Annotated in this window: 12 protein-coding genes; 8 read left to right on the top strand and 4 right to left on the bottom strand. The window is 63.4% G+C overall.

Translation table 11 applies throughout. The features are described 5' to 3' along the window. Positions 1-104 precede the first annotated feature (104 nt). Positions 105-1,373, top strand: a complete 1,269-nt coding sequence (locus FHP91_RS15735) for a lamin tail domain-containing protein (RefSeq protein WP_186301581.1) — start codon at positions 105-107, stop codon at positions 1,371-1,373. A gap of 103 nt (positions 1,374-1,476) precedes the next feature. Here FHP91_RS15735 and FHP91_RS15730 read toward each other — a convergent pair whose 3' ends face one another. Next, positions 1,477-2,304, bottom strand: coding sequence for a THxN family PEP-CTERM protein (locus tag FHP91_RS15730; protein WP_144310482.1), 828 nt, complete (start codon positions 2,302-2,304; stop codon positions 1,477-1,479). Positions 2,305-2,605: 301 nt separating this feature from the next. On the opposite strand from FHP91_RS15730, the gene FHP91_RS15725 reads away from it, so the two are divergent. The 3 genes from FHP91_RS15725 (at position 2,606) to FHP91_RS15715 (ending at position 7,671) form a co-directional block, all read left to right on the top strand. Beyond that, entirely contained in the window at positions 2,606-3,766 is a 1,161-nt protein-coding gene (locus FHP91_RS15725; RefSeq protein ID WP_144310481.1) for an NAD(P)/FAD-dependent oxidoreductase, read from the top strand. A 302-nt stretch (positions 3,767-4,068) separates the two neighbouring features. Next, positions 4,069-4,809: a Mut7-C RNAse domain-containing protein gene (locus tag FHP91_RS15720; RefSeq protein WP_144310480.1), complete on the top strand. Its 741-nt coding sequence runs from the start codon at positions 4,069-4,071 to the stop codon at positions 4,807-4,809. A 270-nt stretch (positions 4,810-5,079) separates the two neighbouring features. Continuing rightward, positions 5,080-7,671, top strand: coding sequence for a TRAP transporter permease (locus FHP91_RS15715; protein ID WP_144310479.1), 2,592 nt, complete (start codon positions 5,080-5,082; stop codon positions 7,669-7,671). 160 nt (positions 7,672-7,831) lie between these two features. Here FHP91_RS15715 and FHP91_RS15710 read toward each other — a convergent pair whose 3' ends face one another. Continuing rightward, positions 7,832-8,578 (bottom strand): hypothetical protein, encoded by a 747-nt coding sequence (locus FHP91_RS15710; protein WP_144310478.1) that lies wholly within the window; start codon positions 8,576-8,578, stop codon positions 7,832-7,834. A 453-nt stretch (positions 8,579-9,031) separates the two neighbouring features. Between FHP91_RS15710 and FHP91_RS15705 the strand changes: the two genes are divergently transcribed. Further along, positions 9,032-9,658 carry a PEP-CTERM sorting domain-containing protein gene (locus FHP91_RS15705; RefSeq protein ID WP_144310477.1) on the top strand — a complete coding sequence of 209 codons (627 nt, stop codon included), beginning with the start codon at positions 9,032-9,034 and terminating at the stop codon, positions 9,656-9,658. 225 nt (positions 9,659-9,883) lie between these two features. Beyond that, complete coding sequence (locus FHP91_RS15700) at positions 9,884-10,495, top strand: PA2778 family cysteine peptidase (protein ID WP_246116332.1); 612 nt, start codon at positions 9,884-9,886, stop codon at positions 10,493-10,495. A gap of 278 nt (positions 10,496-10,773) precedes the next feature. Here FHP91_RS15700 and FHP91_RS21645 read toward each other — a convergent pair whose 3' ends face one another. Next, entirely contained in the window at positions 10,774-10,905 is a 132-nt protein-coding gene (locus FHP91_RS21645) for a hypothetical protein (protein ID WP_281281803.1), read from the bottom strand. Between the two features lie 259 nt (positions 10,906-11,164). Between FHP91_RS21645 and msrB the strand changes: the two genes are divergently transcribed. Then, positions 11,165-11,671 carry a peptide-methionine (R)-S-oxide reductase MsrB gene (gene msrB / locus FHP91_RS15695; RefSeq protein WP_144310476.1) on the top strand — a complete coding sequence of 169 codons (507 nt, stop codon included), beginning with the start codon at positions 11,165-11,167 and terminating at the stop codon, positions 11,669-11,671. A gap of 178 nt (positions 11,672-11,849) precedes the next feature. On the opposite strand, the gene FHP91_RS15690 is transcribed toward msrB, so the two are convergent. After that, positions 11,850-13,868: a PEP-CTERM sorting domain-containing protein gene (locus FHP91_RS15690; protein ID WP_144310475.1), complete on the bottom strand. Its 2,019-nt coding sequence runs from the start codon at positions 13,866-13,868 to the stop codon at positions 11,850-11,852. 318 nt (positions 13,869-14,186) lie between these two features. Here FHP91_RS15690 and mfd point away from each other — a divergent pair, with 318 nt between their 5' ends. Then, on the top strand, positions 14,187-17,618 hold the full coding sequence (gene mfd / locus FHP91_RS15685) for a transcription-repair coupling factor (protein WP_144310474.1): 3,432 nt from the start codon (positions 14,187-14,189) through the stop codon (positions 17,616-17,618). Positions 17,619-17,627: the final 9 nt, after the last annotated feature.

Here is a 17,627-nt window from a genome sequence, read left to right as displayed (position 1 = left end):
TGGGGGCGTTAGCGTCAATATCAACAATGCCATTCGCACGCAGGCCAACTACCCTGAAAGAACGGCGCCTCTTCGCGTCGATCAACCCCAGGGAACCTGCGCACATGGCCTACACGCTCATCAAAGGCAGCTTTCACATCCACTACCCGGCCATCCCGCTCAGCGGCCCCGAGCCCGATGGCGACACCATCAAGTTTCAGCCCGACAACCCGCAGCTGGTCGAGCGCCTACCTCGCCCCAACCGCATGCCCGGCTTCAACCAAGCCGGCATCACCAGCATCCGCTTCGAAGGCGTCGACGCACTCGAAACCCACTTTGATGTCGAAGACACCGAGTTCCACCAGCACCTGCCGCTGGCGCTCGCCGCGCGTGACGCGCTCATGGCACGCATCGGCTTCGGTGCCATCAAGTATTTCGACAGCCACCCCTACAAAGTCGAAACCGTCGAGACCCACCCGGTGCGCGGCTACATCCTGTCCATGGGGCTCGACACCTACGGCCGCAGCGTGGCCTTTGTATACACCGGCGAACACCCCTCCATCGACGGCTCGCGCATCTTCATGCAGCCGCACATGCTCGACACCAGCCTCAACGCCTTCATGCTGCACCATGGCCACGCCTACGGCGCCTTCTACCTCGGCCTGCCGCCCGAGCTGCGCGAACACCTGCGCCGCAGCGTGCGCCACGCACGCGACAACCGGCTCGGCTTCTGGGCGCAGGCGCCATCCATGAGCACCGGCATCACGCTGGACGGCGTCGATGCCCTGCAAAACGGCATCCTCTGGCCCAAACTGTTTCGCCGCATCGCGCCCTACTTCCAGGCCGGCCACACCAACTTCGACGCCTTTGACGCCTGGCTGCGCCAAGACACCCGCAACCGAGATGACCGCCTGCTGCTGCCCACCATGGAGGTTGGCAACTTGCACGACATGATCCGCGCCCAAGGCACCACGCTGCGCCTCATGTTCGCCCCCGAAGACGTCGTGATCGTTCCCGACGACTACATCCTCCCCGCCACCGTTGGCGGTGTGCTCCCCTCGCGCCCACGCCACCCCAGCGGCGTGCGCATCATCTGCGCGCTGGTCAACCCCATCGAGCGCCCCGAACACGGCAACGAAACCGTCACCCTGCTCAACGCAAGCAACCAAGATGTCGACCTCACCGGCTGGCGCATCGCCGACGCCAAAGGCAGCCAGACCATCAGCGGCCACATTGCCCGCGGCGAGACGCTGCGCATCGCACTCTCCAGCGCCGTCAAACTCAACAACGACCGCGACACCATCACCGTGCTCGCCCCCGGCGAACAGATTGTCGACCAGGTCGCCTACGAACCTAAAGACCTGCCCGACGAAGGCGTCAGCGTGACGTTCTGAACACATTCCTGTCGCGATAAAAAAGCCCCCGACGAATCGGGGGCTTGTCTGAGATGAGGGCTTCTTGTTACGAGAGCCAAACTTCCCTTCAACTCAATCCGACTCAAGCCCTACGCTTGGACAAACCCATACCCAACAATCCAAGGCCGAGCAGTGCAAGCACGCCAGGCTCCGGCACCGACAGCGGGTTGGTCGAAATCGTGAACCCGAACGCCAGCGTGGTCGACGCATTCTCGGGCGTTGTAAAACCAATACAACCGAACGGCTGACTTGCTGCGGCGCAAACCTCGTTTGCCAGGGTCGACAACACGCCACCAGTGGTCGGGAAGATATTCACGAAATACGTCAGCAGCCCGTCTCCGTCCCCTGCGTCATACATGAACGTTTGATTGAGCAGACCACTCGTCAGCACAAAAATATCGTTACACGGCGTTGGGCTGCCGAGTACAGCGCACGTGCCAGAATTGGGCGTCTCAGCGAATGAAATATCAAAATTGACCACTTGATCCGGCAACGCAGCGCCAGCAGGTACCGTCGGTGTCAGGGTGACGGCATTGCGCAAGGTCGCCGACGTCAATGTATCCCCGGTGATCGGATTGTTGTTGTGAGTCAGAGACGTACTGAAACCAAGATAAGGCGCCGCAGCCGGGGGGGCTCCGCCAATGTACGTATCGACCGAGCTTCCCAGAATGCTCGGGTTATTGATCACCAACGAACTCTGGCCGGAGCCAGTTGACGTCCCCCACGACAAGGATGTCGTTCCCGGAACGGGGTAATTGGTCGTTGTGGGACCGATGACCGACTGAGTGAAGCCAGAAAGAATGTCGTAGCCCCATGTGGTGACCGCAGCCTGGGCGCTTCCAGCGACAAGAAGGCTTGGTGCAAGCAAGACACCAACCAAGGCACGGCGGGGAAATGTAGTCTTGAACATGACATGTCTCCTATGCCAAAAAACGGTTTAAACACCGTCGATTGACATGAAGCACAATTTGTGCCTCGGCATTTTTTCACAATAAAAACAAGGCCCTAAAAAAACAGCGCTCAAAACAACGTCTGCCACTGTAAAGTCCCCCGACAGCTCGGCCTGGTATCGCCCCGTCCCCCGGCGCCTCACCAGCCCTACCAACTCCCGCACCAATCTGGTAAAACCCGCCCAAGTGAACGCCGCAAGGATTTCGTAGGGCGGATAAGCCGCAGGCGCGCCCTCCGGTCTATCCATTCATGTGTCACCAATGGCGGAAGGCGCTACGTTTTTCCGCCCTACCCGAACTCAAACCTATCGAGACACCATGGACACTGTCGACTGCGTCATCATCGGCGCCGGCGTCGTCGGGCTCGCCTGCGCAAAAACCCTCGCCGAGTCCGGCCGCGAAGTCGTTGTGCTTGAGCGAGAATCCGCCTTCGGCACCGGCATCAGCTCGCGCAACAGCGAAGTCATCCACGCAGGCCTCTACTACCCCACCGGCTCGCTCAAGGCCCGCCTGTGCGTTGAAGGCCGCGACCAGCTCTACGCCTACTGCGCCGAGCGCGGCCTTGCTCACGCGCGCTGCGGCAAACTCGTCGTCGCCCCCCACGCCGAACAAGCCGGCGCGCTCGACCAGATCCGCGCCAAAGCCACCGCCAACGGCGTGCACGACCTGCAACGACTCGATCGCGCCCAGATCGCCGAACTCGAACCCGCCCTCGACGCCCACGCCGCGCTGCTCTCGTCATCGACCGGCATCATCGACAGCCACGGCCTCATGCTCTCGCTGCTCGGCGACGCCGAAGCCCACGGCGCCATGCTCGCGCTCGGCAGCCCGGTCATCGATGGCTACGCCGACAAGGGCACAGTGGTCGTACGCGCGGGTGGCGAGCAAGAAATGGAATTGCGCGCAAACTGGGTCATCAACGCCGCCGGCCTCGACGCCGTCGCCCTCGGCCAGCGCATCAGCGGCCCCGCCCAAGCCACGCTGCCCCAAGCCTGGTTTGCCCGCGGCGTGTACTTCACCCTCACCGGCAAAGCCCCTTTCTCGCGGCTGATCTACCCCCTGCCCGAACCCGGCGGCCTCGGCGTGCACCTCACGCTCGACCTCGGCGGTCAGGCCAAATTCGGCCCCGACGTCGAGTGGATAGACACCCCCGACTACCATGTCGACCCCACCCGCTCCGAGCGCTTCTACCAAGCCATCCGCGCCTGGTGGCCGCAACTCGAGGACGGCCGCCTGGAGCCCGGCTACGCGGGTGTGCGCCCCAAAATCGTCGCCCCTGGCATGCCCGATGCCGACTTCCGCATCGACGGCCCGGCCCAGCATGGCACACCCGGGCTCATCCATCTGTTCGGCATCGAATCGCCCGGCCTCACCGCGGCACTGGCCATCGGCCGACAGGTGGCGGTAATGGTGGCGGGCTGAGCCGGGTGTGTAAATCATCCTAGAAACCGTAGTTGGACGCGCCCTAGTGTGCGCCTGACGGGCTGGACGCACAGCCTGCGCGCGGCATGGAGGCGCAACGCAGCAAGGCGGCCCGCCAGACGCACACTCGGGCGTGTCGCGCAATCACCCATCTGTCGACGTACCGACCTTGAATAACCGGCCGGATGCAGGCATCCCTTCAATGGCTTGAATCCGGCATGCCGCCGGCCAGACTGTGACATCGCGACCGCAAAGCCGCGCATCATCACGAACCCAGGGCCTCCTCACAAACTCCAAGCGGCATGACCACCAGCCGCTTTCGCTTCTATGCCGAACTGAACGACTTCCTGGCACCGGCCCGACGGCACCGGGAATTCGCCACGAGCAGCCCGGAGACCGCCTCGGTCAAGCATGTCATTGAAGCCCTCGGTGTGCCTCACACCGAGGTTGAGCTGGTGCTGGTCAATGGCGAGTCGGTCGGCTTCGACCGCCAGCTGGCCGCGGGCGACCGGGTCGCGGTCTATCCGGTCTTCGAGGCCTTCGACGTCTCATCGCTGTTGCGTGTGCGCAGCGCACCGCTGCGGCACACCCGCTTCGTCGCCGATGCGCACATGGGCGGTCTTGCCCGGCTGCTGCGCATGACGGGCTTCGACACGCTGTACGACAACGCCTATGAAGACAGCCAGATCGAACGGCTGGCCGCGCGGGACCATCGCATCGTGCTCACCCGAGACCGCGATCTGCTCAAACGCCGCAGCATCACCCACGGCTGCTACATCCACGCAAGAAAGCCGTCGAAACAGGTCGAAGAAGTTTTCGCACGCCTCGATCTGACGCACAGCGCACGCCCATTCACGCTATGCCTCAACTGCAACACGCCGCTGCGCCCGCTCGACCGCGACGAGGCGATCAACCGCGTACCACCTGACGTGGCCCGCCGGCACCACAATTTCAGCACCTGCGACCACTGCCGGCGCGTATTCTGGGAAGGTTCGCACTGGCAACACATGAAGGCCCTCATTACGCAACTCGGAATCGAATGAAGCGCACCGCCTTCGCGAACATTGGCGCCCTGCCGGCAGGCGGATCAAACGGCTGCCAGCCCGAGGCCTCGCACCATCTCGAATCGCCCCGAAATCCCCGCACATTCTCACCACGACGCCTCCACCGACCTGCCCGCCCGCCACGCCACGTACTACAAAGAATAAGGTAGGGGTTCATTCCTGCACTCTCAGGCACATCGCCGGCATAAGGACGCTAGTGTTCGACTACCCGTCCGCGACCACACCGGCGAACACGAGGAGACCGGGCGAATGGCCAAGGCACAAGCTCGACACCATGAACTGAGCGAAGAGGAACTGAAGCAGATCGTTGCCGAGGCGGACACCGGCGGGCGCAAGCCGACCGGCGTCACCGCCGCGATCATTGCTGCCACCGGCATCGCATGGTCGCTGTTCCAGTTGTGGTTCGCCTCCCCGTTGCCCTTCGTGTTCAACATCGCCATCCTTAACGACACCGAGGCGCGCGCCATCCACCTGGCCTTTGCCGTCTTCCTCGGCTTCATGGCCTACCCGGCCTTCAAGCGCTCGCCACGCACCCATGTGCCGGTGCTCGACTGGGTGCTGGCCCTCGTCGGCGCCTTTGCCGCCGGCTACCTCTATCTGTTCTACAGCGAGCTGGCCCAGCGCCCGGGGCTGCCGACCACCTTCGACCTGGTCGCCGCCGTGGTCGGCCTGACGCTGCTGCTCGAAGCGGCGCGCCGCGCGCTCGGGCTGCCGATGGTGATCCTCGCGCTGGTCTTCATCTCGTACATCTTCCTCGGCGCCTACATGCCGGACGTGATCGCCCACCGTGGCGCCTCGCTCGGCAAGGGCATGAACCATCTGTGGCTGTCGACCGAGGGGGTGTTCGGCGTGGCGCTGGGCGTGTCGACCAGCTTCATCTTTCTCTTCGTGCTGTTCGGCGCGCTGCTCGAGACGGCGGGTGCGGGCAATTACTTCATCATGTCGGCGATGTCGATGCTGGGGCATTTTCGCGGCGGGCCGGCCAAGGCGGCGGTGGTGGCCTCGGCCTCGACCGGCATGATCTCCGGTTCATCCATCGCCAATGTGGTGACCACCGGCACCTTCACCATCCCGCTGATGAAGCGCGTCGGCTACGCGCCGAAAAAGGCCGGCGCGGTCGAGGTGGCGGCGTCGGTGGACGGGCAGATCATGCCGCCGGTGATGGGTGCGGCCGCCTTTCTGATGGTCGAGTATGTCGGCATTCCCTATGTACAGGTGCTCAAGCACGCCATCCTGCCGGCGCTGATCTCGTACATCGCGCTGTTCTACCTGGTGCATCTCGAAGCCATGAAGGCCGACATCCGCGGCCTGCCACGGCCGCCCAGCCCGCACAGCTGGCAGATACGGCTGATGCGCACGATCATGACGATCAGCGGCGTGATCGTCCTCGCCGGCATCGTCTATTGGGGCATGGGCTGGATCAAGGATGTCGCCGGCGACGCCTCGTTCATCGTCGTCGCGGTGCTGATGTTCTTCGCCTATCTCGCGCTGCTGTGGTTTTCGGCGCAGCAGCCCGAACTGCACATCGAGGACCCGAACGACGAGATCACCGAACTGCCCGAGGTCGGCCCGACGCTCAAGTCCGGGCTGCACTTCCTGCTGCCGGTCGTCGCGCTGATCTGGAACCTGATGGTCGAGGAACTCTCGCCCGGCCTGTCGGCCTTCTGGGCGACGAGCTTCATGATCTTCATCCTCGTCACCCAGCGCCCCATCCTGGCGCTGATGCGCGGCAAGGGCGACACCCTGGCCGAATTGCATCAGGGCTTCCGTGACCTCTACGACGGCCTGTCGATCGGCGCGCGCAACATGATCGCCATCGGCATCGCCACCGCCGCCGCCGGCATCATCGTCGGCACCGTCACGCTGACCGGCATCGGCCTGGTGCTGACCGAGTTCGTCGAGGCGGTCTCGGGCGGCAACCTGATGGCCATGCTGTTCATGGTCGCGGTGATCTGCCTGATCCTCGGCATGGGCCTGCCCACCACCGCCAATTACATCGTAGTGTCGACGCTGATGGCGCCGGTGGTGGTCGAGCTCGGCGCGCAGAGCGGCCTGCTGGTGCCGCTGATCGCGGTGCACCTGTTCGTCTTCTATTTCGGCCTGATGGCCGACGTCACCCCGCCGGTCGGCCTCGCCTCGTATGCCGCCGCCGGCATCGCCCGCTGCGACCCGATCGCCACCGGCGTGCAGGCCTTCATCTACTCGATCCGCACCGCGATCCTGCCCTTCATGTTCATCTTCAACACCCAGTTGCTGATGATCGGCATCGACAACCTGTGGGCCTTCTTCCTCACAGTTAGCAGCGCAGTACTCGCCAATCTGATCTTCGCCGCCGCCACCCAAGGCTGGTTCCTCACCCGCAGCCGCCTGTACGAAACCGCACTGCTGCTGCTCGTCACCTTCAGCCTGTTCCGGCCCGGCTTCTGGATGGACCAGATCCATCCGCCCTACAACACGGTGCCGGCAACACGCCTCAACGAACTGGTCGAAGCCGCCCCCGCGAACGGCAATCTGCGCGTATGGATCGAAGGCATCACGCTGGAGGGCGACGAGATCTCCAAGGGCGTGCTGCTGCCGCTCGGCGACAGCGCCGAGAATGCCCGTGCGCGCCTGAAGCAATCGGGCCTGACCGTGATGGCGCTCGGCGATAGCGTCCAGGTCATGATGGTCGACTTCGGCAGCCGCGCCGCCAAGCTCGGCCTCGAACAGGGTTTCAACGTCACCCACATCGAACTACCCGCCAAACGCCCGGCCAAGGAATGGATTTTCATCCCGACGCTGCTGGTGCTGGCGCTGGTGGTTGCGCTGCAGCGGGGGCGCGCCCGACGAGAAGCGGAGTGAACGACACACAACGCAACAGCGGCCGAACCGGCAACACGCCACCTCATGACGTGGTCGCTCCCAACCCCCTCGAACAGATCCCGGTCGAGCTGCCACTACCCGGCAGCCTGCGCGCGGGCGGACACGCAACGATGCTACGGTGCTTCAGGCGCCGACGGTGTCATGAGCGCGCGTGCGCCAGCGCCCCCTGGAACACCGGTTCGCCATTGGCTGTCAGGCTCAAGCGGCCGTCGGCCGAGAAACCCAGGGCAATGGTGTCGTAGGTTCGGCTGCCCGAAAACAGCTGACTGTATCTGGCTACCACGGCGCCAGCCTCGGCCGGCGATGCCGCGGCATATTCCTGCACGAACGGGAGGCTCTTTCTCAGTTCCACCAGGGTCGACGTCAGCGCATTGACGGTCTGCAGCTCACGTGCCATTGCCGGGCTGCCCTCCAGCGCAGCGGTAAACTCATCGGTGTACGGATAGTCCGCGGGCAACTGGACCTTGCCCGCACTATCGTAGGTCATACTCGACGGTCCGAACGGGATGCCGTTCCGCGCCAAAAAATCCGGCATTGCCGCCGAGATATGCCTGCGCAGAGCGTCGATGTTATTTTGGGACGGCACCAGGAGCGGCGGCAGTGTATACGTCCCCCTGTCGGCGCTTCCCGGGGGCGTGAAATACGCATTGATATCGAGCTCGACCGCGCCGCGGGTCGTGTCGAAGACCGCGGTTGCACCACCCGACGACGCTCTCTGCGCAGATTCGGCAGCCAGCAGGCCTCGCGCTGCCGGCGAAATGCTCACCCGCTGGGCAAGATTTTCCGCAACCCCGGCAGTCTCTGCCGATACCGCCGTCCGCGCCAGCGGCGAAGAACTGTTCAGCCATGTCGCGGCCGGATTGGCAATGCCGGATTGGATTGTCATGGCGAGCGCCTCAGCCGGTGTTGAACACAGCTCTTGGTCAGCAATTGGCATGCCGGAAAGACAATCGCCACCAACATGCCCGCCGCACCCGAAGGGAGGGTTTCAGACTCGGCGCCAGTGACTCGAACGTCCTTGTGCAGAGCAGCGGCATCCCCCGAAACCATCAGCCAACCTTCTTCAGCGCGACGCGGCGGCCGGTGTTTGATGTTGTCGCCGAGTGCCCGATTGCATGGGGGAGGCTAATGGGTGACCCCGCGTGCCACTGCGAAGGGTCCCGCACGCAGATACGCACCATGTCGATGAAATTGACATTCGTCTTCACTCCAGAACGCTTCAGTCGTGGCGAACAGCGGGATCACGGCGTCAGGGCGGCCGTTGGAGCCCTACGCATGAAACTTGCTTGGCAAACGGATATACCCGGGATCTTCCGGGAACAACACGGAGGAATTCCTCATGAGGAGTCGTATTCGGCCCCTGATGTTCGCCGCGTTGCTTGGCCTCGCCACCGGCGCCCACGCCGCCCTCACACCCATCCTTGCCGATTGCGACCCGAACTACCCCGTCTGGAACGGCAGCGGTGTGAGCTGCAGCGCCGTTGCAGCGCAGACCGATGCAACTCAAGTCAATCAGGGCGCACCTGACGGCCATGCGTACTCACTGGGGATTCCCACGCTCGGTGTCACCGGGGTTGCGGTATTTCAGGTCTCCACGCCGTTTACCGGCACGTTCTCCATCCATGATTTCGACGACGGCCTCGTTAATGAGGCGGCAGACGTGTTTGTGGCGCTGGCCGATGCCTTCGGAAATTTCGATGCCACATCGACCATGTACGCTGGCACGGTAAACAACGGCGGAGGCAACCCGGCGGCCGCGCTCACCGACCTGACCGTCGCCGGTTTTTGGGAGTTCATCTACATCCAGGACGCCTCACTGGTTCAGTATCCCGGCAGTAACACCACTGACGGCTTTGACATCGACTCGATTGCCTTTGGGGACCCAGTGACGGTGCCCGAGCCGGCCAGCCTGCTGCTACTCGGGCTGGGGAGTCTCGGGCTGATCCGTCGCCGCATGGCTACCTGAGGGCCTTTCCTATCACACCGCCCTGCCCGAGCGCTCCCCGGGCGGGTTTTGCATGCCTGCTTGATTCGTCACACCCCGAGGGGCTGGTCTTGAATTACGACACTCTCTCGCGTTAAATCTTCGCGACGCCCCCCGAAGGATGTTGGGATTCAAGAATTGATCCCAAATTCTCCGCGCGGCCGCGGCGCGGTGGCGACATACGCTCTCGACACGCTCGAAGCCGTCATGCGCGTAACCCATCATGGCAATCCGGTGGTGGTGTTCCAGAATCTCGGCCTGTCCTGGACGCCATCCTGGCATTACGCCGTAGTCATCGGGTACGACCTCGACGCCGCCCACTTAGTGCTCCGCTCCGGCCCGATGAAGCGCCAGGAACTCGCCTTCTCCACCTTCGAACATACCTGGGAGCGCGGCGGACGCTGGGCCTTCGTCGTCACCCCGCCCGGGTCACTGCCGGCCACCGCATCCGAATCCGAAGCCACGCGTGCACTGGTGGCGTTCGAACACAATGCACCGCCGAATGCCGCCGCACGTGCCTACCAGCAAGCGCTGGCACGCTGGCCCGACAACCTCACGCTCGCCATGGGCCTCGGCAACACCCTCTATGCGCAGGGCGAAAAACCGGTGCCGCGGCGGTGTTCCACGACGCGGCGCAGCGCCACCAGGATGCCGCCACCTACAACAACCTCGCCATGGTGCTGCTTGAACTGGGCCGCCGCGACGAAGCCCGTCGCGCGGCGGAGCGGGCGGTCAGCCTTGGCGGCCCGTTTCACGCACAAGCGACCGATACGCTCAGGCGGGTCAGCGAATGAAATCGAGGCCTCGAGTCTGGTTTGAAAGTCGGTGCGTGCCCCCAATACTGCGCACAGGGACCAAGCACCCGCCACTGCGGCTGAGTCGTCGATCAATCATGCAACGACCAGAATGCGCCATCCACCGTCGATCGAGCCATGCATGATCCAACGCACATTCCCGCCCGCATGTTGGCCGGCGCGCGGCAACAAGAAGGATTTTTAACGCTGAGACGTCGTATTTCAAACACTGACGCCGAGGTTGGTTAAAAGAAAGGAAAGGGCCGGCATGACCGGCCCTTGTCGATTCGGCTCCGGCGGAGCCTACTTCTTCGGCTGCGATAGCGTGCTCATGCCGCCGGTGTCGTCCTTGGCCTTGTCTCCTGTGCAAGCGACTGCCGATAGGCTGCCGAAGGCGAACAGTACGGTGAGCAACGCGTTAAGGAATCGATTCATGCCTTCTCCCTTCGATTGGGAGATTCCAATTTAGGCCCGACCCTGCCGGACGGCAAGAAGCGTCCGTCGAACGGCGAGACAAACGTCCGGCCGGGGGTCCGACACAAGCCCTGAGTGCAGGCGCCGGGCGAATTTTGTTCCGCAGGCGTTGTCGAATAGACAGGTAGTGGCGAAGTACCACAGGCGCACGCCCGGCCCGGCGTCCCGTCGGCCGGCTGAATGCTGCACACACTCGCGCACCACCCAAGAGAGGCAAAGCATGAACCGACGTCAATCGCTCCAAACCCTGCTGGCAGCCGCCCTACTCTCGCTCGGCGGACATCGCGTCGCCGGGGCGGCAGGCACGGCGGGCCCCACCTTGATGAAACCCAAAGAGGAATGGGCCAAACTACTGCCCCGCCCGGCCTACGCGGTCCTCTTCGAGGACAACACCGAACCGCCCGGCAGCAGCCCGCTGAACCACGAGAAGCGCGACGGCACCTATGTCTGCGCGGCGTGCTACCTCCCGCTGTTCGACAGCGCCACCAAATACGACAGCGGCACCGGCTGGCCGAGCTTCTGGCAGCCGCTGACCGGCGCGGTCAACACCGAGCGCGACTACAAGCTGATCTGGCCGCGCACCGAGTACCACTGCGCGCGCTGCGGCGGCCACCAAGGCCATGTATTTGACGACGGCCCCCAACCCACCGGCAAACGCTACTGTAACAACGGGCTCGCGCTGCAGTTCGTCGTGCGCGGCGACACGCTGCCGGCGCTGCGCACCTGAGCGCCCGGCAGCGCCCGCCACATCTCGCTTGACCGGGCTCGCCCTGTCTGCCTGAACTCTGGTGAACGCCCAGCGCAGGCACCACAAATTCGAGGTGCTCAAACGAAAACGCCCTCAGTCGAGGGCGCCTTCTATAACAGGCCGAGCCAAACACGGCGGCGCCCGGCCTCCGAATCCTTCAAGGCCTGCGCACGCGCCGATGAACCGTCAAGGAAACAACGGCCAAACCCGCGAGCAACATCGCGAACTGGCTTGGCTCCGGCACCGGCGCAATCGTCGCAGATCCGGCAGCAAGCAGGTAGCTGAACGCGGCACCCTGCGATACATCTGCAGTGAGCGAAAAGTTGATGGCCAGATCAACTTGCCCCACAAACGAGCCAAGGTTGATCGCATTGTTGACGAAGAAACCACGGGCATCGGACAAAGTGATGAAACTACGAGAAAACATTGTTTGGCCGGCGTTTGCTATCGAAAAATCCAGAGCCATCGGATTTAATGCGTCATAACCAGAAAAATCCATCAACCCAAGCAGTACATCGGTCGCCTGATCGAAAGTGTACGAATACTGCGCACTCCCAGTGTAGGTACGTTGCCCAGTTGCAAACTCGCTGTAGTTCGCGCCGATTACGCCAGTGCCAATCATGCGGCGCTCCGCGCCCGCGACAAACGACGCCTTGATTGCATTATGGCCATTGACCAGGCTGTCGAACTGGCCGCTGGCCAGCAACCCGTCAGCATAAGAAAACGCTTCAATGCCGTTGCTGCCGCCGGACAGATTTGGCAGCACTTTCGAGGCACCTCCGGAAAATCCGGTCATGGCAACACTATTGACCTGCTGCGCCACATCAGAGGCATTCGCCGTATTCTCGCCAACCTGCGCGCTTGCTCCTGCCTTGATCACCGGGTGGATATATCTGCGTGCGGTGCCGCTGCCAACCTCGAAGGAGTGATTGGTCATACTCGACGCATTGGCGTGGCCACCATTCCCTGCCGCATATGCGCTGGCCTCTGCAAAGCCAACACCGCGCGAGCTGGCAGAAGCATCGGCATTGGCCTTCCCACCCACGACCCACGGGGTGCTGGGTGAGATGGCCCGGGCGGTTGCCCGCGCAGTCGAACCGAAGTGATCTGTGCCGATGGAGATATAGGCGGTTGCGTTTCCGCTGTTGCCGGCAGCCCCCGTACTCGTGGTTCCGCCTCGCCCACCCGATGCCGTAACAACCCCTGAAACGCTACGCTCACTATAGGGCCAGAAGGTCTGAACCAGCCGGGATAGCGCATCACCACCATTTCCTGCGAACGCGTTCTCGGAGTAGCCGCCGTCGCCACCTTTGGCAAACTGCGACAACGACAGCGAGTTATTAGATGACCCTCGCGCACCATCAACAATGCTTGTGTCCGCGCCATTTCCGCCCGATGCACCCGAATAGCCGGATCCACCGTTACCACCGATAGCATCAGTCCTGACGCTGAGGTGTCCGGAACCTTGTTGCCCATAGGTTGAGCCAATCGAGGCGACCCCGCCATCGCCCCCCCGACCGCTGCCATAGCTCGCAGTACCGCCAGCACCGCCGACAACCTCGTTGATAAGGCTGGCATTGCCAAAGCCAACGAAATGCCCCGACGACGCACCAACGGCACTCCCGCCGTTTCCGCCATCGCCAAAGTAGCTGCTGCCCCCCGAACCACCAACCGCGCGGGCGGCCACACCGTAGTACGACCCGTTTCCACCAGACATACCCCGCGCCTTCGCGCTGGCATCTCCGCCCTCGCCACCGTCGTACCCGACCCCTGCCGCCACGCCACCCGCGCCACCTGTCGCCTGGCCAAGAACCGAGGCGCTGCCCGACAACACGGTGGAGTTCCCGTCTGCAGTCGCCGAACCGCCATCGCCACCACTTCCAAGAACGCTCGGCTGACCATTGATCACCCCAACGCCCAGATACTTGTCACCGGCCCACCCGCCTTGACCACCAGTTGCTTTCGCACTACTGGTGTTGTCATTGTTAAGCGGAAGCGTGGCGGTTGCGCTACCACCGTTCGTGCCTCCACTACCATTGACACCGTCGCTACCATCGACACCCAACACATCCATTGTCACTGCGTAGGTAGGTAAAGGCGATATGCCAAAGCTGGCCACAAACAAGCTAATAGCCGGCAAAGATCGGCGAACACTTCCAAATTTTTTGCGATGCATTAATTTCTCCAGACGGCACGTCTATGCTTCGATCGGCCCCTTGAAAACCGATCGCATTATGCAAGAAAGATGCCCAAAGAAGAATGTCTATTTACTACATACGGTTACCCTTACGACAAAACATACCTGCATCCACCTCCGTAAAATTTCCCGACATCTCCTGCCACGTGAACCACGTCCAGCCGACCAGAGTTAGCCGCTACCGTGGCCACGCGCATACCGTTCTCGATTGAGCTCGGTCAACGCCATCGTCCCGGCAATCGCTGGGCATCGGCTCCCGTATAATCAACGCCCCGCCCCCAAACGTCTTCGCCCCGCATGCCCGTCCCACACCCCCTGCTCCCCTCCCTCGCCGCCCTCCCCGCCGCCAAACCCGGCCACCGCGTCGATCTGCCCGCGCTCGCCGGCTCTTCCGACGCCTTGGCAATCTCTGCGCTGGGCACTGACACGATGCAGGTCGTGGTGGTGGCGAATCCGATCGATGCGCAGCGGCTGCGGGACGAGATCCTGTGGTTTGCGCCGGAGCTGCGGGTGTGTGTGTTGCCGGACTGGGAGACGCTGCCCTACGACGCGCTGTCGCCACACCAGGATCTGGTCTCCGAGCGGCTGGCGACCTTGTATACGGTGACGCGCGGCGAGGCGGATGTGGTGTTGGTGCCGGCATCGACGGCGCTTTATCGCATGGCGCCGCCGAGCTTTCTGGCGGCGCATACCTTTTTTGTGAAGCGCGGCGAGCGGATGGATGGGGATGCGTTTCGCGAACAGATGACGCTGGCGGGTTATGCGCATGTGACGCAGGTGGTAAGCCCGGGCGAATACAGCGTGCGCGGGGGCATCATCGATCTGTTTCCGATGGGTTCGACGCTGCCTTACCGCATTGATCTGTTCGACGACGATGTGGACACCATCCGCACCTTCGACCCGGACACCCAGCGCACGGTGTATCCGGTGGATCAGATTCGCCTCTTGCCGGCGCGGGAATTTCCGCTCGACGAGGCAGGCCGCACACGCTTTCGCAGCAGCTTCCGCGAGACCTTTGAGGGCGACCCGAGCCGGGCGTCCATTTACAAAGACGTGTCGAACGGCATCGCTTCGGCGGGCGTGGAGTATTTTCTGCCGCTGTTTTTTGAAGACACGGCTACGCTGTTTGATTACCTGCCGACGGCTTGCCGGGTGTTGCTGCATGGCGATGTGCCGACGGCGATTGCCGACTTCTGGCGCGATACACAGTCACGCTACGACTTGCTCAAGGGCGACCGCAGCCGACCGGTGATGGCGCCGCGGGCGCTGTTTCTGGATCAGGAGGCGTTTTTCTCGCGGCTGGCCGACCACCCGCGCTTGCAGATTGGCGCACCGCGCGAGGGCGAAGTGGCGAGCACGACGATGCCCACCGTGGCGGTCGAGCGCAAGGCGAATGATCCGCTGCAGGCGCTCAAGCGCTGGCTGGACGGCTTTGACGGCCGGGTGCTGGTGCTGGCCGAATCGGCCGGCCGGCGCGAGACCATGGCGGAGTACTTTGCCGAGTACGACCTGGCCTACACGCCCAGCGACGACCTGGCGAGCTTCCTGAGCAGCGATGCGCCACTGTGCCTGTCGGCCGGCCCGCTGACGCGCGGCTTTATCCTGCCCGAGGCGAAGCTGGCCATCCTCACCGAGACCGAGCTGTACGCTAACACCGCACGCACCCAGCGCCGCCGCGATGGCGGGCGCAAGGCCACCGTCGAGGGTTGGCTGCGGGATTTGTCGGAGCTGAAAATTGGCGACCCGGTGGTGCATGTGTCGCACGGCGTGGGGCGCTACCTTGGCCTGGTGCACATGGACCTGGGCGAAGGCGACACCGAATTTCTGCATCTGGAATATTCGAACAACGACAAGCTGTATGTGCCGGTGTCGCAGTTGCATGTGATCACCCGCTACGCCGGCGCCGACCCCGAGGCGGTCGACCTGCATCGGCTGGGCTCTGGCCAGTGGGACAAGGCCAAGAAGAAGGCCGCCCAGCAGGTGCGCGACACCGCCGCCGAGTTGCTGGCGCTGTATGCCCAGCGCGCCGCGCGCACCGGCCACAAGTTCAGCTTCAAGACGCATGACCTCGACGCCTTTGCCGAGGCCTTCGGCTTTGAGGAAACCGCCGACCAGCAAGCGGCCATCGACGCGGTGATCAAGGACATGCAGTCCGGCCGGCCGATGGACCGGCTGGTGTGCGGCGATGTGGGCTTCGGCAAGACGGAAGTCGCCCTGCGCGCCGCTTTCATCGCGGTGGCCGACGGCAAGCAGGTGGTGGTGCTGTGCCCCACCACGCTGCTGGCCGAGCAGCACTACCAGACCTTTGCCGACCGCTTTGCCGACTGGCCGATCAAGATCGCCGAGCTGTCGCGCTTCAAGAGCGCCAAGGAACAAACGCAGGCGCTCAAGGAGCTGGACGAGGGCAAGGTGGACATCATCATCGGCACCCACCGCCTGCTGCAAAAAGACGTGCAGTACAAGCGCCTTGGGCTGGTGATCATCGACGAAGAGCACCGTTTTGGCGTGCGTCAGAAGGAATCGCTCAAGCAACTGCGCGCCGAGGTGGACATCCTCACCCTCACCGCCACGCCGATTCCGCGCACGCTGGGCCTAGCGCTGGAGGGGCTGCGCGAGTTCTCGGTGATTGCCACCGCGCCGCAGAAGCGGCTGTCGATCAAGACCTTCGTGCAGCGCTGGAGCAAGGGCATCATCCGCGAGGCGGTGCTGCGCGAGTTCAAGCGCGGCGGGCAGGTGTACTTCCTGCACAACGAAGTTGACACCATCGAGAACGTGCGCGACTCACTCACCGAGCTGCTGCCAGAGGCGCGCATCGTGGTCGGCCACGGCCAGTTGCCCGAGCGCGAGCTGGAGCGCGTGATGCGCGACTTCACCCAGCAGCGCGCCAACCTGCTGTTGTGCACCACCATTATCGAAACCGGCATCAACATCCCGACCGCCAACACCATCATCATGAACCGCGCCGACCGCTTCGGCCTGGCGCAATTACACCAGCTGCGCGGCCGGGTCGGGCGCTCGCACCACCAGGCCTACGCCTACCTGCTCACCGACGCGCACGCCAAGCCGACCGCACTGGCGCAAAAGCGGCTCGAAGCCATCACGCAGATGGAAGACCTGGGCTCGGGCTTTTTTCTCGCCATGCACGACCTGGAGATCCGCGGCGCGGGCGAAGTGCTGGGCGAAAACCAGTCGGGCGAGATCCAGCAGATCGGCTTTTCGCTCTACACCGAGATGCTCAAGCGCGCGGTGCGTGACCTGCAGGCCGGGCGCGAGCCAGACCTGACCAAACCGCTGGATGTGGTGTCGGAAATCAATCTGCACAGCCCCGCCCTGCTGCCCAGCGCCTACTGCGCCGACGTGCAGGAGCGCCTTACGCTTTACAAGCGCCTGGCCAACACCGACACCGAAGACGAGCTGCGCGAGCTGCAAGAAGAGCTGATCGACCGCTTCGGCGAGATGCCGCCGCAAACCCTGGCGCTGCTGGAGACGCACCGCCTGCGCGTGATGCTCAAGGATATGGATGTGGTGAAGCTGGATGTGTCGGAAAGCCAGCTGAGCATCCAGTTTGGCGTGGCCGCGCCGATCGACCCGATGAAGGTCATCGGGTTGATCCAGAAAGACCGCAACACCCGCATGGCCGGGCAGGATCGGTTGATCTGCAAGATCCTCGCGCCGACGGTCAAGCAGCGCGCCGCCGCGGTCAAAGAACTGCTGAAACTGATCACCTGATCAGGCAGC

Origin of the sequence: Denitromonas halophila (genome assembly GCF_007625155.1) — a bacterium.
Taxonomy (GTDB): domain Bacteria; phylum Pseudomonadota; class Gammaproteobacteria; order Burkholderiales; family Rhodocyclaceae; genus Nitrogeniibacter; species Nitrogeniibacter halophilus.
This window is presented reverse-complemented; position numbering and strand designations above follow the sequence as displayed.

Bases quoted from the DNA above. Each gene is read 5' to 3' on its own strand.
- FHP91_RS15725 (WP_144310481.1), top strand. From the start codon at position 2,606: ATGGCGGAAGGCGCTACGTTTTTCCGCCCTACCCGAACTCAAACCTAT.
- FHP91_RS15735 (WP_186301581.1), top strand. From the start codon at position 105: ATGGCCTACACGCTCATCAAAGGCAGCTTTCACATCCACTACCCGGCC.
- FHP91_RS15710 (WP_144310478.1), bottom strand. From the start codon at position 8,578: ATGACAATCCAATCCGGCATTGCCAATCCGGCCGCGACATGGCTGAAC.
- FHP91_RS15705 (WP_144310477.1), top strand. From the start codon at position 9,032: ATGAGGAGTCGTATTCGGCCCCTGATGTTCGCCGCGTTGCTTGGCCTC.
- FHP91_RS15730 (WP_144310482.1), bottom strand. From the start codon at position 2,304: ATGTTCAAGACTACATTTCCCCGCCGTGCCTTGGTTGGTGTCTTGCTT.
- FHP91_RS21645 (WP_281281803.1), bottom strand. From the start codon at position 10,905: ATGAATCGATTCCTTAACGCGTTGCTCACCGTACTGTTCGCCTTCGGC.
- mfd (WP_144310474.1), top strand. From the start codon at position 14,187: ATGCCCGTCCCACACCCCCTGCTCCCCTCCCTCGCCGCCCTCCCCGCC.
- FHP91_RS15690 (WP_144310475.1), bottom strand. From the start codon at position 13,868: ATGCATCGCAAAAAATTTGGAAGTGTTCGCCGATCTTTGCCGGCTATT.
- msrB (WP_144310476.1), top strand. From the start codon at position 11,165: ATGAACCGACGTCAATCGCTCCAAACCCTGCTGGCAGCCGCCCTACTC.
- FHP91_RS15720 (WP_144310480.1), top strand. From the start codon at position 4,069: ATGACCACCAGCCGCTTTCGCTTCTATGCCGAACTGAACGACTTCCTG.
- FHP91_RS15700 (WP_246116332.1), top strand. From the start codon at position 9,884: ATGCGCGTAACCCATCATGGCAATCCGGTGGTGGTGTTCCAGAATCTC.
- FHP91_RS15715 (WP_144310479.1), top strand. From the start codon at position 5,080: ATGGCCAAGGCACAAGCTCGACACCATGAACTGAGCGAAGAGGAACTG.